19 protein-coding genes are annotated in these 14,877 nt (G+C 69.4%); 6 read left to right on the top strand and 13 right to left on the bottom strand.

What is annotated here, in order from left to right; translation table 11 throughout:
* Positions 1 to 58 precede the first annotated feature (58 nt).
* From trpA to ACZ6YV_RS28695, 5 genes are all read right to left on the bottom strand, one after another.
* Positions 59 to 850, bottom strand: coding sequence for a tryptophan synthase subunit alpha (trpA, locus tag ACZ6YV_RS28675; protein ID WP_465512560.1), 792 nt, complete (start codon positions 848 to 850; stop codon positions 59 to 61).
* Complete coding sequence (gene trpB, locus ACZ6YV_RS28680) at positions 847 to 2,094, bottom strand: tryptophan synthase subunit beta (protein ID WP_465512561.1); 1,248 nt, start codon at positions 2,092 to 2,094, stop codon at positions 847 to 849. The genes trpA and trpB overlap by 4 nt, the downstream gene beginning before the upstream one ends.
* Positions 2,073 to 2,882: an indole-3-glycerol phosphate synthase TrpC gene (trpC, locus tag ACZ6YV_RS28685; RefSeq protein ID WP_020630310.1), complete on the bottom strand. Its 810-nt coding sequence runs from the start codon at positions 2,880 to 2,882 to the stop codon at positions 2,073 to 2,075. Before trpC ends, trpB begins: the two co-directional genes overlap by 22 nt.
* A 192-nt stretch (positions 2,883 to 3,074) precedes the next feature.
* Positions 3,075 to 3,680 carry a Trp biosynthesis-associated membrane protein gene (locus tag ACZ6YV_RS28690; protein WP_465512562.1) on the bottom strand — a complete coding sequence of 202 codons (606 nt, stop codon included), beginning with the start codon at positions 3,678 to 3,680 and terminating at the stop codon, positions 3,075 to 3,077.
* Positions 3,673 to 5,235 (bottom strand): anthranilate synthase component I, encoded by a 1,563-nt coding sequence (locus ACZ6YV_RS28695; protein ID WP_465512563.1) that lies wholly within the window; start codon positions 5,233 to 5,235, stop codon positions 3,673 to 3,675. The genes ACZ6YV_RS28690 and ACZ6YV_RS28695 overlap by 8 nt, the downstream gene beginning before the upstream one ends.
* 94 nt (positions 5,236 to 5,329) lie before the next feature.
* On the opposite strand from ACZ6YV_RS28695, the gene ACZ6YV_RS28700 reads away from it, so the two are divergent.
* On the top strand, positions 5,330 to 5,935 hold the full coding sequence (locus ACZ6YV_RS28700) for a TetR/AcrR family transcriptional regulator (RefSeq protein WP_465512564.1): 606 nt from the start codon (positions 5,330 to 5,332) through the stop codon (positions 5,933 to 5,935).
* A gap of 246 nt (positions 5,936 to 6,181) precedes the next feature.
* Here ACZ6YV_RS28700 and ACZ6YV_RS28705 read toward each other — a convergent pair whose 3' ends face one another.
* The 8 genes from ACZ6YV_RS28705 to hisF form a co-directional block, all read right to left on the bottom strand.
* Positions 6,182 to 6,526: a hypothetical protein gene (locus ACZ6YV_RS28705; RefSeq protein ID WP_465512565.1), complete on the bottom strand. Its 345-nt coding sequence runs from the start codon at positions 6,524 to 6,526 to the stop codon at positions 6,182 to 6,184.
* Positions 6,523 to 6,756, bottom strand: coding sequence for a hypothetical protein (locus tag ACZ6YV_RS28710; protein ID WP_465512566.1), 234 nt, complete (start codon positions 6,754 to 6,756; stop codon positions 6,523 to 6,525). The genes ACZ6YV_RS28705 and ACZ6YV_RS28710 overlap by 4 nt, the downstream gene beginning before the upstream one ends.
* Before the next feature lie 190 nt (positions 6,757 to 6,946).
* Positions 6,947 to 7,747, bottom strand: a complete 801-nt coding sequence (locus ACZ6YV_RS28715) for a hypothetical protein (RefSeq protein ID WP_465512567.1) — start codon at positions 7,745 to 7,747, stop codon at positions 6,947 to 6,949.
* A gap of 128 nt (positions 7,748 to 7,875) precedes the next feature.
* Positions 7,876 to 8,469 carry a hypothetical protein gene (locus ACZ6YV_RS28720; protein ID WP_465512568.1) on the bottom strand — a complete coding sequence of 198 codons (594 nt, stop codon included), beginning with the start codon at positions 8,467 to 8,469 and terminating at the stop codon, positions 7,876 to 7,878.
* Positions 8,470 to 8,570: 101 nt separating this feature from the next.
* On the bottom strand, positions 8,571 to 8,933 hold the full coding sequence (locus ACZ6YV_RS28725; RefSeq protein ID WP_378346562.1) for a DUF1304 domain-containing protein: 363 nt from the start codon (positions 8,931 to 8,933) through the stop codon (positions 8,571 to 8,573).
* Positions 8,930 to 9,292 carry a phosphoribosyl-AMP cyclohydrolase gene (gene hisI / locus ACZ6YV_RS28730; protein ID WP_465512569.1) on the bottom strand — a complete coding sequence of 121 codons (363 nt, stop codon included), beginning with the start codon at positions 9,290 to 9,292 and terminating at the stop codon, positions 8,930 to 8,932. Before hisI ends, ACZ6YV_RS28725 begins: the two co-directional genes overlap by 4 nt.
* Positions 9,282 to 9,671, bottom strand: a complete 390-nt coding sequence (locus ACZ6YV_RS28735; RefSeq protein WP_465512570.1) for a hypothetical protein — start codon at positions 9,669 to 9,671, stop codon at positions 9,282 to 9,284. The genes hisI and ACZ6YV_RS28735 overlap by 11 nt, the downstream gene beginning before the upstream one ends.
* On the bottom strand, positions 9,668 to 10,441 hold the full coding sequence (hisF, locus tag ACZ6YV_RS28740; RefSeq protein ID WP_465512571.1) for an imidazole glycerol phosphate synthase subunit HisF: 774 nt from the start codon (positions 10,439 to 10,441) through the stop codon (positions 9,668 to 9,670). The genes ACZ6YV_RS28735 and hisF overlap by 4 nt, the downstream gene beginning before the upstream one ends.
* Positions 10,442 to 10,479: 38 nt before the next feature.
* Here hisF and ACZ6YV_RS28745 point away from each other — a divergent pair, with 38 nt between their 5' ends.
* The 5 genes from ACZ6YV_RS28745 (at position 10,480) to ACZ6YV_RS28765 (ending at position 14,855) form a co-directional block, all read left to right on the top strand.
* Complete coding sequence (locus ACZ6YV_RS28745; RefSeq protein ID WP_465512572.1) at positions 10,480 to 11,082, top strand: TetR/AcrR family transcriptional regulator; 603 nt, start codon at positions 10,480 to 10,482, stop codon at positions 11,080 to 11,082.
* 10 nt (positions 11,083 to 11,092) lie between these two features.
* Complete coding sequence (locus ACZ6YV_RS28750) at positions 11,093 to 12,304, top strand: phytase (protein ID WP_465512573.1); 1,212 nt, start codon at positions 11,093 to 11,095, stop codon at positions 12,302 to 12,304.
* Between the two features lie 91 nt (positions 12,305 to 12,395).
* A complete protein-coding gene (locus tag ACZ6YV_RS28755; protein WP_378246665.1) occupies positions 12,396 to 12,905 on the top strand; it encodes a SigE family RNA polymerase sigma factor in 510 nt (169 codons plus the stop codon).
* The gene (locus tag ACZ6YV_RS28760) at positions 12,902 to 13,903 is read left to right on the top strand and encodes a hypothetical protein (RefSeq protein ID WP_465512574.1); all 1,002 of its coding nucleotides are present in this window, start codon (positions 12,902 to 12,904) and stop codon (positions 13,901 to 13,903) included. Before ACZ6YV_RS28755 ends, ACZ6YV_RS28760 begins: the two co-directional genes overlap by 4 nt.
* 28 nt (positions 13,904 to 13,931) lie before the next feature.
* Positions 13,932 to 14,855: an NADP-dependent oxidoreductase gene (locus tag ACZ6YV_RS28765; RefSeq protein ID WP_465512575.1), complete on the top strand. Its 924-nt coding sequence runs from the start codon at positions 13,932 to 13,934 to the stop codon at positions 14,853 to 14,855.
* The last annotated feature ends 22 nt before the right edge of the window (positions 14,856 to 14,877 follow it).

Genomic DNA, 14,877 nt, shown 5'->3' on the forward strand with positions numbered 1-14,877 from the left:
CGAAAGGGCCCTTCACCGCATCGCATGCGGTGAAGGGCCCCTTCAGCCCACGTCAGATTCAGGCGGGGGCGACGGCCTTACGCACGCCCGCGGCCAGTTCGGCCGACAGTTCGCGGACCGCGTCTGTCCCGCTCGCCGCGGCCGTGACCAGCGCGGACCCGACGATGACGCCGTCCGCGAACCCGGCGACCTGCGCCGCCTGCTCGCCGGAACGAACGCCGAGTCCGACACCGATCGGGAGTTCCGTATGCGCGCGGACCCGCTCGACCAGGTCCTCGGCGTGCACGCCGACCTGGTCACGAGCCCCTGTCACACCCATCACCGCGGTGGCGTACACGAAGCCTGAAGACGCCGCGACGGTCTTCGCGATCCGCTCCTCCGAGGAGGACGGCGCGACCAGGAAGATCCGGTCCAGCCCGTGCTGCTCGGACGCCGCGATCCAGGCGTCCGCCTCGTCCGGGATCAGGTCCGGGGTGATCAGGCCGAGCCCGCCCGCGGCGGCGAGGTCCCGCGCGAAGCGGTCGACGCCGTAGCGGTGCACGGGGTTCCAGTACGTCATCACGACGGCCTTGCCGCCGCGCGACGACACCGACTCGACGACCTCGAACAGGTGCTTGAGTTTGAAGCCGCCGGAGAGCGCGCTCACCGACGCGGCTTGGATGGTCGGGCCGTCCATCACCGGGTCCGAGTAGGGCACGCCCACCTCGACCAGGTCGGCGCCGCCGTCGACCACCGCGGCCAGCAGGTCCTTCGACCCGTCGACCGTGGGGAACCCGGCGGGCAGGTACCCGATCAGGGCTCCTCGTCCCTCGGCCTTGGTCTTCGCGAAGACGTCGTCCAGCCCACTCATGCGTTCTCCACCAGGCCGAAGTACTTCGCGGCCGTGTCCATGTCCTTGTCGCCGCGACCGGACAGGTTCACGATGATGAGCCCCTCGGGACCCAGTTCGCGGCCGAGCACCAGCGCGCCTGCCAGCGCGTGCGCCGACTCGATCGCCGGGATGATGCCCTCGGTGCGCGAAAGCAGCTTGAACGCGTCCATCGCCTCGGCGTCGGTCACCGGCCGGTACTCGGCGCGGCCGCTGTCCTTGAGCCACGAGTGCTCCGGGCCGACGCCCGGGTAGTCCAGGCCCGCGGAGATCGAGTGCGACTCGACGGTCTGGCCGTCCTCGTCCTGCAGCAGGTACGTCATCGCGCCGTGCAGGTTGCCCGGCGTGCCCTTGGTCAGCGTGGCGCCGTGACGGTTGCCCTCGATGCCCTCGCCGCCCGGTTCGAGACCGATCAGGCGCACGGAGGCGTCGTCGATGAAGCCGTGGAAGATCCCGATCGCGTTCGATCCGCCGCCGACGCAGGCCGCGACGGCGTCAGGCAGGCGTCCGGCCTGCTCCAGGATCTGGACGCGGGCCTCCTCGCCGATGATCTTGTGGAAGTTCCGCACCATCATCGGGAACGGGTACGGGCCGGCCGCCGTGCCGAACAGGTAGTGCGTGGTGTCGGCGTTCGTGACCCAGTCGCGCAGTGCCTCGTTGATCGCGTCCTTGAGCGTGCGCGAACCCGTCTTCACCGGAATGACCTCGGCGCCGAGCAGCTTCATGCGGGCGACGTTCAGCGACTGCCGCTCGGTGTCGACCTCGCCCATGTAGACGATGCATTCCAGGTCCAGCAGTGCGCAGGCGGTGGCAGTGGCCACGCCGTGCTGCCCGGCCCCGGTCTCGGCGATGACCCGCTTCTTGCCCATCCGCTTGGTGAGCAGCGCCTGGCCGAGCACGTTGTTGATCTTGTGCGAACCGGTGTGGTTCAGATCCTCGCGTTTGAGGAAGATCCGGGCGCCGCCGGCGTGCTCACCGAAGCGCTTGGCTTCGGTGAGCAGCGACGGACGGCCGGCGTAATCACGCAGCAGGCGACGGAACTCGTTGACGAAGTCCGGGTCGGTCCTCGCCTTGTCGTATTCCGCCGCGACCTCGTCGACGACGCCGATCAGAGCCTCGGGCATGAACCGGCCGCCGTACGGGCCGTAGTAGCCCCGCTCGTCCGGGTCGTGCTCGCCGTGCGGTGTTTCGGTGTATTCGGTGGTCATCGGGAAGGCCTCGGGCACGCGGGGTGCGAACCGGCCGTGACCAGCTTGACCAGCGCGCCCTTCGGGTCGCCGGAAGCGACGAGGCCTTCACCCACGAGGACGGCGTCGGCGCCGTGACCCGCGTAGGACATCAGGTCACCGGGGCCGCGGACACCGGACTCGGCGATCTTGAAGACGTCCATCGGCAGGCCGGGGGCCAGCCGCGAGAAGACGTCCCTGTCGACCTCGAGGGTGTGCAGGTTGCGGGCGTTGACGCCGATCACCTTCGCGCCGGCTTCGAGGGCCTTGTCGGCCTCTTCGGCGTTGTGGATCTCGACCAGCGCCGTCATCCCGAGGGATTCGACCCGGTCCAGCAACGCGATCAGGGCGTTCTGCTCCAGCGCCGCCACGATCAGCAGCACCATGTCCGCGCCGTGCAGCCGCGCCTCGTGGACCTGGTACGGGCTGACGATGAAGTCCTTGCGCAGCACCGGGATGTCGACCGCCGCGCGGACCGCGTCGAGGTCGGCGAGCGAACCGCCGAACCGCCGCTGCTCGGTCAGCACGCTGATGACCCGGGCTCCGCCGTCGGCGTAGTCCTTCGCCAGCGCGGCCGGATCCGGGATCTCGGCCAGATCGCCCTTGGACGGGCTGCGCCGCTTCACCTCGGCGATGACGCCGATGCCGGACTCACGCAGGGCCGCGAGCACGTCACGGGGAGGTGCGACCTGGGTCGCACGCTTCTTCAGTTCGTCGAACGGCAGAACCGCCTCGCGCTCGGCGAGATCGGCACGGACGCCGGCGACGATGTCTTCGAGCACGCTCACCGGAGTCCCTCACCGGCTGTCGTACTCACGGATTCCTTCGCAAGGTCGCTCACAAAAACCTTCCCCTTCCCGCCGAAATGATGCTAACCCCCGCACGGATACGGCCTGGTTCCGGGTATGTCCGTTACTCCGAATGCCAACCGTGTCATCTTTGCCGGGAAAGATCCCCGAAACCCGCGAAATCCGTCGCCGTCACCGGGTCGCGGTGGGATCTTCGCCTTCGGACAGCGCCTCCCACAGCTCGGTCTCCGGATCCTTCGCGGCCCGCTTCTTCGTCCCCGGCGCCGAGTACTTCGCGCCGAGGCGTGGCATCCGGCCCGCGCCCTTGATGGCTGCCAACCCGCCCGCGGCCACGAGAATTCCCCCGAGGATCGCCAGCCCGCGGGCTCCCAGCAGCTGGGCGACCGGCAACCCGTCGGCGAATCCGGTGAACGGGCCGTCCGCCACGCCGATCCACACCGCGGCGACACCGGACACGGCGAGTACCACTCCGAGCACCCGGCGTGGCCAGCCACCGGTGGCGATCAGGCCCGCCGTACCCGCCAGGGCCAGCAGCGCGAGCGGAATCAGCGCGACCGCCCGCGTTGAACCGATTTCCGTGTACACCACGGTGCCGCGCACCCCGCCGTCACGGAACTCGGCGAACCACACGAGCTGTGAGGACCCCCACAGCGCGACCGCGCCCAGCAGCAGGCCCACCACGGCGATCCACAGTGGACGCTTGGCCTTCTTCGCCGGCGGGGCGGTACTTTCCGGGGCCTCGCTTTCCGGGGCAGTGCTTTCCGGCAGCTCAGACACGGGTGCTGTCACCCGCCGGGTCGAGTTCGTCCGCCGCGATCATCGTCTGCGCCGCCGCGACGGCGGACAGCACGGTGCGGGCCTTGTTGAGCGACTCGTTGTCCTCGTAGTCGGCCACCGAGTCGGCGACCACTCCCCCGCCCGCCTGGACGTACGCGACGCCGTCCTTCATCAGCGCGGTGCGGATCGCGATCGCCGTGTCGGCGTCCCCGGCGAAGTCGAGGTAACCGACGACGCCGCCGTAAAGCGCCCTGCGGGTCGGCTCCAGCTCCTCGATCAGCTGCATCGCGCGGACCTTCGGCGCGCCCGAGAGCGTCCCTGCCGGGAAACAGGCCGCGACCGCGTCGAAGGCCGTCTTGTCGTCGAGGAGTTCGCCGGTGACCGTCGAGACGATGTGCATGACGTGGCTGTAGCGCTCGACGTCGAAGAAGTCGACGACGCGCACGGTGCCGGGCTTGCAGACCTTGCCGAGGTCGTTGCGGCCGAGGTCGACGAGCATCAGGTGCTCGGCGCGCTCCTTCTCGTCCGCGAGCAGGTCCTTGGCGAGCTGCGCGTCCTCTTCCGGATCGGCGCCGCGCCAGCGGGTGCCCGCGATCGGATGCGTGGTCGCGCGGCCGTCCCGCACGGTGACCAGCGACTCCGGGCTGGATCCGACGATGTCGAAGCCGGGCAGGCGCAGCAGGTACATGTACGGGCTCGGGTTGGACGTGCGCAGTACGCGGTAGACGTCCAGCGCGTCGGCCTGGGTCTCGATCTCGAAGCGTTGCGAGGGCACGATTTGGAACGCTTCGCCCGCCTTGATCGCCTCGACGGCCTTCTCGACGGCCGCGTGGAAGTCCGGCTTGGAGCGGCGGCGCGTGAATTCGGGCGCGGGGCGGTCGAAGACGGCGGCCGTGGCCGGGGCCGCGACGTGCAGCTGCCGGGTCATCGCGCCGAGGCGCGCGACGGCGTCGTCGTACGCGGCGTCGACCCGCTCGGGCGAGTCGTCCCAGTTGACCGCGTTGGCGATCAGCGTGACGGTGCCCTCGTGGTGGTCGAAGGCGGCCAAGTCGGTCGCCAGGAGCATGGTGAGCTCGGGGATGTCGAGGTCGCGCTCGGCGAGTTCGGAGAGCCGTTCGAGCCAGCGGACGGCGTCGTAGCCGATGTAGCCGACCATCCCGCCGGTGAGCGGCGGCATGCCGGGCAGCTGCTCGGTGTGGAGCGCGGCGACGGTCTCGCGCAGCACCGTGAGCGGGTCGCCCTCGGTCGGCAGGCCGACCGGCGGGGTGCCGGTCCACACGGCCTTGCCGTCACGCACGGTCAACGCGGCGGGGCTGTCGACGCCGATGAACGACCATCGGCTCCAGGAAGCGCCGTTCTCCGCCGATTCGAACAGGAACGTCCCCGGCCTGTCGGCGGCGAGCTTGCGGTAGACCCCGATGGGGGTCTCACCGTCGGCGAGCACGCGGCGGACAACGGGGATGACGCGTCGGCCCTCGGCGAGCGCGCGGAACTCGTCGCGCGAAGGGCTGACCGAGCCGAGCCCCGACGGGCTGGCGTTTGCGGCGCTGACCATGGACCTCATTGTGCTGCACCGCCGGACGGGCGGGGACCGGGGGATGAATTCAAGGATTGTTGAATTTCGCGCCGGGTCCGTTCATGATGACGCCATGGCTGGTGAAGACACTACCGTCCGGCGCCGGGGACGGCGGCCCGGCGGGCAGGACACCCGGACCGCGCTGATCGAAGCGGCGCGCGCGGTGTTCGGCGAGAGCGGCTTCGACGGTGCGACGGTCCGCGCGATCGCGACCCGCGCCGGGGTCGACGCGGCGATGGTCAACCACTGGTTCGGCAGCAAGGAAGGGCTGTTCGCCCAAGCCGTGCTGAAGCTGCCGTTCGACCCGCACGAACTGCTCGCGGAACTGACGAACGGCCCGGACGAGGAGTTCGGGCGCCGGATCGTCCGGACGTTCCTCACCCGCTGGGACGGCGCGGGCGGCGAGGTGTTCCAAGCGCTCGTCCGCAGCGTCGCCGGGCACGAACAGGCCGCGCTGGTGCTGCGCGGCTTCTTCCAGAACTTCTTCACGAAGATCATCGCCGGACTCGGCTCGGACCGCGTCGAACTGCGGACCTCGCTCTGCGCTTCCCAGCTGGTCGGGATGGGGCTGGTGCGGTACGTCGCGAAGTTCGAGCCGATGACGACGAGCGAGATCGACCCGCTGGTGACCGCGATCGCGCCGACGGTGCAGCGCTACCTGACCGGGGACATCGACTGAGACGTCCGTGCGGTTTCGCCGAGCGCACAAGTGATCAGGGACCGAGGCGCGACTGTCCACAAGGGACGCCAATCCGGATCACGGTGCCCGATTTGGGCGCTTTGCACAGCTGCGCAAAGGGGTCGTGAGTGATAAAGAGGGTTAGAACGACCCTTGCCACTCACGACCCCTTGACGGAATCGCTCATTTCGCCACGAATCGGACATTCAGTCCCGCGGAAAGTGTCCACAGTGGACGCTTGAGGCATCAGGGATCCGTTCTCGCGCCTGCCATTTCGGCGGCTGGAACCGCGTACCGTTTGGCCGAAAGCCGGCCGTAGGGGAACAGCACCACCATGTCCTCCCCTTCTCCGCCGACCCACACCGGTACGTCCCGCCTGTCCCGGTAAGGACGAACGACGTGACAGGTGGAATCCCACGTCGCCACGTGCCTTTCGGCCCCGTCCGGGAAGTCGAGCCGGATATCCGCCGGCGAGCCGAAACGAGACCCCACGGAGCGCGGTTCCCCCGTCGCCCGCGCCTCGCGCCAGCCCGTCGCCGCGACCGACCGATACCGCCGCGGCCACCGCGTCGCGGCCAGCAGTGAGTTCATACCGATGACGGAACCGAAAGTGAGGGCGAGGATCGAGCCGAACACGAGCAGCCCGTGCCCGTGGAAGTGGTGTCATAGCCGGGAAGCGACGAGTTCGCCACCGCGCGGAGAATGCCCGCTATCCCGGCGGCCAGCACCCCCGCCCAGAAGATCGTCAGCAGGAGCGCGCGGCGTCCGAACGGAAGTAGCCGTCGCGTTTCGAGGTCCCCGATGACCTCGTCGAGTTCCATACCGAGCGCTTCCGCCGGAAACGGCTCCTCAGCGGCCTTCGCCGCCGCGAACGTCGCGTCGTAGCGGCGCGCGTTGCGCCTGCTGCGGCGATCGGCGAAGACCGCGCCGATCGTCCCTATCGACAGGAGAGCACCCGGAGAAGATCCCGCCGGTTCATGTAGGTCTCCGGCCAGACGTATCTGCCGTCGCTCATGGGATGAGCCTGGCCGGCACCGCGCACGGAGGAATCGAGGGCCCACGGGAGAACAACAAGACCATGGTCTCGCCTTCACCGCCGATCCAGACCGGAATGTCGGGACGCCAACTGAAACGAAGGCCGTTGCGGAACGTGAACCGCAGACCACGCAACCGGATCCGCTCGCCGTCGGGGTACTTCACCTCGAAGATCCGGGGCTCGCGATGCGGGTTCGGCGCCTCGTAGTCCACTTTCACGGTCACCGTCGCGGGGTGCCATCCGGTGGCGAGGACGGACCGGTACCGCCTGCGCCAAGCCTCCTTCATGAACAGCCCCGCCCCGACGCCGGCCAGGCTCAACAACACCGTCGCGGCGACGGCGGCCTGGCGATCGTCGGCCGGATCAGGCAGGTAATTCACCTCTAAGGCCACGATCGCGACCGCCAGCGGGACCCAGCCGATCGTGTAACGCCACACTCTCCGGCACAAGGTGAGCAGCCGTCGCGTCTCCGTTTCCGGATCGACGCCGTCCAAGGTCGAGGAGGCCGGGAGTTCGGCCACCGCCTTGTCCAAGAGGCGGTCGTTGACCCACACCCGATGTCCGCAGACAACCGCCAGCGCCGCGGTCACGAGCAGGATGCCGATCGTGATCATTCCCGCGCCATCGGACCAGCCCTCGAAGACTCCGATTTCAGGAGCGAGCTGGAGGAGCCCCACCATCACGGCGGGCCCGCCCACACCCACGAGCATGCTGAAGGCGAGATATCTGGTTCGTCTGAGCCAGTACGTCTCCGCCGTCACTTCTTTGACAACCATGCGAACGCCCCATTCAGGCGGCCGACGTCGTTCCCCCCAGAGGAACTCGTCTGGTCGCCCTTGACCTGGGAGAAGCGTACGCCCGGAAAGTCCTGGCCGAGAAGGGACCAAGGTCCTGCCGGGCGGGCTCAGTCCGTGTCCGGCTCGATCTCCTTGACGGGAACCGCGTAAAGCGTGTCTTTGCGGAACCGTCCTCGCGGGAAGATCACGATCATGTCCGTTCCTTCGCCGCCGACGAAGACCGGAACCTTCTTGACCCTGGGCGCGATCCTCAGCGACCGTCGCGTGGCGAGAAACTTGTACTCGTTTTCGAAGTACACGTCGATCTTGGGGAACAGCCAGCCCGGCCGCACCGTCGCGGTGGCCTCGCGCAAGCCGGTCTTCGAGGCCGAGCGATACCGTTCGCGCCAGAGCCAGGCGGCGTACAGGCACACCGGAAATCCGAGGAATACAAAGAAAGACAGCGGGGCCGGTGCGCCGCCGATAGCTGTCTGGCAGATGACGAAGAAGCCCAGCCAGAGCACCGACAAAGCCAGTGCGCGCACCTTGTAGTGCGACAGTCTTTCGATAAGCGGAACGGCGACTTCTCCGTGCACCGTCTGCGCGGCAAGGCTCTTGACGGCGTCGACATCCGAAGCGGGCAGAGGCCGTCCGGCGACGTGCTGACGTCGTCTCACACGGTCGCGCTCGGCCGGTCTTCTCTTCCCTCGCCCCAGCTTCATGCACTGAGGTTAGCCGGGGACAGCGGCTTTTCCGGCCAACGAGGTCCATCTCGCTCCCGGGCAACCGCGAACGTTCGCCGAGCGTTCAAGTGAGCAGGAGGTCAGCCCGCGATCAGCACCGCGATCAACGCCAGTGTGCCCGGGACCACCTGCACGAAGAAGATCTTCTTGCTCGCCGTCGCCGTCCCGTAGAGCCCGGCCACGATCACGCAGGCGAGACCGAAGATCTTGAACTGCCAAGCGGTGCTGCCGGTCGCGATCAAGCCCCAGATCAGCGCGGCGGCGAGGAAACCGTTGTACAGCCCCTGATTCGCCGCGAGCGCGGAACTCTCCTTCGCGAACTCCTCGGTGGTACCGAAGGAGGCGCGAGCACGCGGAGTCGTCCACAGGAACATTTCGAGCACGACGATGTACAGGTGGATCAGCGCGACGATGCCGACCAGGACGTTGGCGACGACATTCACGGGTTCTCGCTCTCGTCGGCCAGCAGCAGCCGTTCGTCGGTGTCGAAACAGGTGTGCGTGCCGGTGTGACAGGCCGGGCCGGTCTGCTCGACGCGCAGCAGGACGGTATCGCCGTCGCAGTCGATCCGCACCTCGCGCACGTGCTGGACGTGGCCGGAAGTCTCGCCCTTCACCCACAGTTCGCCGCGGCTGCGCGAATAGTAGGTCCCGCGCCGGGTGGTGAGGGTGCGTTCCAGCGCCTCGTCGTTCATCCAAGCCATCATCAGGACGTCCGATGTGGAGTGTTCGACGACGACGGCGGCGATCAGCCCGTCGGCGTTGCGCTTCAAGCGATCCGAGAGGGCGGGGTCAAGCGTCATTCGTGGCTCCGAGAAGGTGCCGTTTCACCGGCATCGAGTTGAGCAGGACCGCCGTGTAGATGTACCCGGCGAACAGGAGCCCGGAGACGATCTTCACCCAGAAGAGTTCCGCCGCCAGCATGGACAGGGCGTGCAGCAACGCGAACAGGAAGCTGACGCCGAAACCGGCGAACCGCGCCGAACGCATCCTCAGCACCAGCCCCGCCACGACGAGACCGCCGAGCACCACCGACGTTCCCGGCAGCAGGAACGTCCGCGCGGTGGAATACGGCGCGAACATGAGGATCGCGGCCATCCCGACGTACGCGACGCCGAGCCCGAGCAGCATCGCGCAGACGACCTTGACCTCGGTGGAGGCCTTCCACTTCTTCGGGATCACCGGACCACGACTCCCCCGGCGCGCAGGGCGCTCTTGACCTCGCCGATCTTCAACTGTCCGAAGTGGAACACGCTGGCCGCGAGCACCGCGTCCGCGCCGGCCTCGACGGCGGGCAGGAAGTGTTCGAGCGCGCCGGCGCCGCCGCTGGCGATCACCGGGACACGGACGGCCGCGCGTACCTGGGTCAGGAGATCGAGGTCGAAGCCGTTCTTGGTGCCGTCGGCGTCCATCGAGTTGAGCAGGATCTCGCCGACGCCGAGTTCTTCACCGCGCGCGGCCCACTCGACGGCGTCGATCCCGGTGCCGCGGCGGCCGCCGTGCGTGGTCACCTCGAACCCGGACGGCGTCGGTTCGGTGCCCTCGGGGACCCGGCGGGCGTCCACCGACAGCACGACGCACTGCGCGCCGAACCGGCGGGACGCCTCGCGCAGGAACTCCGGCCGCGCGATGGCCGCGGTGTTGATGCTCACCTTGTCCGCGCCGGTGCGCAGCAGCCGGTTGACGTCGTCGTTCGTGCGCACGCCGCCACCGACGGTGAGCGGGATGAACACCTGCTCGGCGGTCCGGCGGACGACGTCGAAGGTGGTCTCGCGGTCCCCGGAGGAGGCCGTGACGTCGAGGAACGTGAGCTCGTCCGCACCCTCGGCGTCATAGCGGCTGGCGAGCTCGACGGGGTCGCCGGCGTCGCGCAGGTCGGCGAAGTTGACGCCCTTCACCACACGGCCCGCGTCGACGTCGAGACACGGGATGACCCTGACTGCGACTGACATGGGGGCAAGCGTAGTCAAGGGCGTTCTAAGCTCGCGGAATGGCACAGGCGGGGCGGCGGCCGGGGCAGAACGAGACGCGGGAGGAGATCCTCGACGCGGCACGGCGCAGATTCGCCGAACAGGGTTACGACGGGGCGACCGTGCGCGGCATCGCGGCCGACGCCGGGGTCAACGCCGCGCTGCTGCACCATTTCTTCGGGACCAAGCAACGGCTCTTCGCCGCGTCGATGAACCTGCCGGTCGACCCCGGTGAGCTGGTCCCCCGGATCCTCGAAGGCCCCGAAGACGAGATCGGCGAGCGCCTCGTCCGCGCGTTCCTCGGCCTGTGGCAGGCGCCGGAGGGCCGCGCGCCCTTCCTCGCGATGATCCGGTCCGCGACCACGAACGAGCAGGTCGCGACCATGATGCGGCAGTTCCTGGAACGGGCGGTGCTGGCGCGGGTCGCCGAGGCGCGCGGCGTGCCGAAGGTCCGGGTGGCCGGGATCGCCGCGCAGATGGTCGGATTCGCGCTGCTGCGCTACGTCATCGGGCTCCCGCCGCTGGTCGCCGCCTCGGAGGACGAGGTCGTCGCGATGCTGGCCCCGGTCGCGCAGTACTACCTGACCGACGGCGTTCACCGGCCGGACACCCCGCGCGGCTAACTTCCCGAAGATGCGCATCGCCCTCGTCCCCCTTGTTGCGGCCTCCCTGCTCACCGGGGTGCCCGCCGAAGCGAGCACCGATCCGTCGCCCGTGGCCCAGACCAGGGCGTTCGTCGACGACGCGAGCGCCGATCCGGCCAACGCCGATGCCGACGACCCGGCGATCTGGGTGCACCCGAAGGACTCTTCGGCCAGCGTCGTGCTCGGCACCCTCAAAGAAGGCGGGCTGGCCGCGTTCGATCTGAAGGCGCGGCAGCTCCAGCAGCTCGCCGTGCCTGCGGGCGGGCGCTTCAACAACGTCGACGTCGTCGGCGATCTCGCGGTGGTGAGCGACCGCGGCCGGGACCGCGTGCGCGTCTACCGGATCGACCCCGCCGGTGCCGCGGCCGGCTCGCACGTGCTGCGGGACGTCACGGATCCCTCCGCCGCGCCGGTTTTCTCCGCGTCGGAGTCCGAAGTGGACGAACAGCGGACGGCGTACGGGCTCACCGCCGGGCGCGACCCGCGCACCGGCGCGCGCTGGGTCGCGGTGACCCGGCGGCACGAGACCCGCGTGGCACTTTTGCGACTTGTCGACAAACCGGGCGGTACCGTCGGCACGGCGCCGATCGGCACGATCGACCTGCCGTCGGAGTTCCGGCTGCCGAACGGGAAGACGTGGTCGCCGTGCGGTGACCCGGGCGAGCGCCCTCAGCTGGAAGGTTCGGTCCTCGACGTCGAGCACCGCGTGCTCTACACCGCGCAGGAGGACGTCGGGATCTGGCGTATCCCGGTGAACGGCGGCGGTTTCGGCCGTCCCGAGCTGATCGACAAGGTGCGTTCGTTCGGGGTGCCGCAGCGTTTCGACGAAGCGACCGAGGAGTGCGTCGCCGACGGTCCTGACCCCGGTTTCGGCGGCAAGTGGCTGACCGCGGACGCCGAGGGGCTGGCGCTGGCAGGCGGCAAGCTGCTCGCGTCGAGCCAGGGCGACTCGCGGTTCGTGGTCTACGACCGCGACGGCACCGCGCGACGCGACTTCCGGATCGTCGCCGGCCGCGGGACCGACTCGGTCGAGCACTCCGACGGCGCGGCGATCACCACCCGGCCGCTGGGCCCGCTGTTCCCGCACGGCCTGCTGGTGGTGCACGACGGCGAACGCCGTCCGGCGGCCACCAGCCCCTCGGGCGAGGAGCTCGCGACGACCGGGTTCGCCTTCGTCCGGCTGGAGACCGCCGTGCGGTGATCACCTTCACCCGAGAAAGTTCGGGTCCCGATGCATCAGCCGGGTGGCCCCGTGCGTCACTAGAGCGAGACCATCGGCTGAGGGGGACCACGTGCCTGCGACCTTCGACGAGTTCGTCGCGGATCGCCTGGACGGGCTCCTGCGCTACGCGACCGTCCTGACCGACGATCCGTACCTGGCGCAGGACATCGTGCAGGAGGTACTGCTGCGCGCCCAGCAACGCTGGACGAGGATCGACTCGCCACCGACGTACGTCCGCCGGATGGTGACCAACGAGTACCTGTCGTGGCGACGGCGACTGGCGGTCCGCCGCGTGGTGCCGTCGTCGCCGGAGGTACTCGATCTGGTGAGCCCGCCGGTCTCCGATCACGCTGTCGAATACGACGAACGCGACGCGATGCTGGACAGGCTCGCGAAGCTCCCGCGCAAACAACGCGCCGCGATCGTGCTCCGCTACTACGAGAACTACTCCGACGAGGAGATCGGCGCGGTACTCCGCTGCACGACGTCGACCGTGCGCAGCCAGATCTCGCGCGCGCTCGCGACCCTGCGGGAAACCGATCCGTCCTCGTCTGTTCAGCCCACGGGAGCCCGCAAATGACCCGACTGAGTGAAGAGAACACCGAGGACCTGATCCGGGAGAGCCTCGACCACCTCGCGACGAGAGCGCCCGACGGGGCCGAGATCCGCGACGCGCTGGCCCAGCGGTCGCGAAGCCGCCCGACGATGGCACTGGCGCTGGTCGCGGCCGCGGTCGCGATCATCGCGCTCGGTGTCCCGCTGGGCCTGCGGGCCTTCACCGCGGTTCCCCCGGCCGCGCAGCGCAACGCCGATTGGGCGGTGCTGCCGTACAAGCCCGGCTGGCTGCCCGACGGCTTCCGGGAAACGAGCCGGAGCGCGAAGCCCTATCCCGCACCGCAGATGCGGGAGTGGGGCGGCGGCGAGTTCGGCCAGATCCAGCTGACCAGCACGCCGTTGAGCGACGAACGGTCCGGGCCGTGGACGATCGCACCCGCGCCGAACCAGATCATCGTGCGCGGCAGGGTCGGCATGGCCGTCGAGGTCTACGGCCAGGGAACGATGCTGACCTGGTCGCCCGACGACGTCTACCTGCTGACCATGAGGCTGCTCAACATCAAGGATCCGCGCGCGGTCGGCGAGCGGATCGCCGAAGAGATGGTGCCGGACAACCGCGCCCGGGTCTCGGGGGAACTGCGGTTCGGACGGCTGCCCGCCGGCCTGGAACTGTCGGGGGTGAGGACGTTCATGAAGGTCAGCGGGGGCGCGACCGAACTGGAAGCCGCGCAGGCCGGGCAGCCCGCCTCGGCGGCTGTCGTGACGGCGTCGCTCAGCGGCGACCGCCCGGAGCCGGACGGCGCGGAACCTGTTCCCGTCAAGGTGAAGGGTCGCGACGGCAGCTACCTCCCCGAGCGGGAAGGGGCGCTCGGGCATCAGAACGGGGCGGTGACCGTCCAGGTCGACGGCGGGCGATGGCTCACCGTGTCGGGCAAACGGGATCAGGCCGCGCTGCTCGACATCGCCGACAGCCTGCAGATCATCCCCGGCGACTACGGCTGGTTCGGGAAACCGCCGGAATAGCGACGGTCGAGCGGCGGTTGTCGCCGGTATGACGGACACCTACCGCTCGATCGCGTTCACCGAATTCGGCGACTCAGGGGTCCTGCGCGTCCTCGAACGGGAGCTTCCCGAGCCCGGCCCCGGCCAGGTCAGGGTCGCCGTCCGGGCCGCGAGCGTGAACCCGATCGACTGGAAGATCCGGTCCGGGCTGATGGCCGCGGTGTTCCCGACGGAGTTCCCCGCCGTCCCCGGTGGAGACGTCGCGGGTGTGATCGACGCGGTCGGCGAGGGCGTCATCGCTTTCACGACCGGCGACGAAGTCCTGGGGACCGGTATCGGCGGATACGCGGAGTACGTCCTCGCGGAGGCGGGGAGCTTGATCCGCAAGCCCGAGCCGCTGTCCTGGGAGCTGGCCGCGGCGCTGCCCGTGGTCGTCAACACCGCCTACCGCGCCCTCAACCTGCTGGACCTCCAGAAGGGCGAGACGCTGCTCATCGATGGCGCCGCGGGTGGTGTCGGTACGATCGCCGTCCAGCTCGCCGTCGCGCGCGGGCTCACTGTCGTGGGCACCGCGAGCGAAGCGAACCATGAGTACCTTCGCTCTCTGGGCGCCGTCCCGGTGCAGTACGGCGAAGGACTCGCCGAGCGCGTACGCGCCGCCGCGCCGCAGGGCGTCGACGCGTCCTTCGACACCTCCGGGCGTGGCTCGCTGGCCACCCTCGTCGAGCTGACCGGTAACCCTAAGCGCGTCGTCACCATCGCCGCGCCGGACGCGGCCGACCACGGCGCCCGCTTCACCTCGGGATCCCCCGCCGACCAGGTCCCCGGCTCGCTGGCCGAAGGTGCCGCACTCGCCGCCGAAGGCAAGCTCGAGCTGCCGATCGCCCGGGTCTACCCGCTCGCCGAAGCGGGCGCTGCCCAGGACGAGAGCGAAACGGGCCACGTCCGGGGCAAGCTCGTCCTGGTGCCGTGAACCTTCCGGCGGCGAACACGCT

Source organism: Amycolatopsis sp. NPDC102522 (assembly GCF_055584485.1).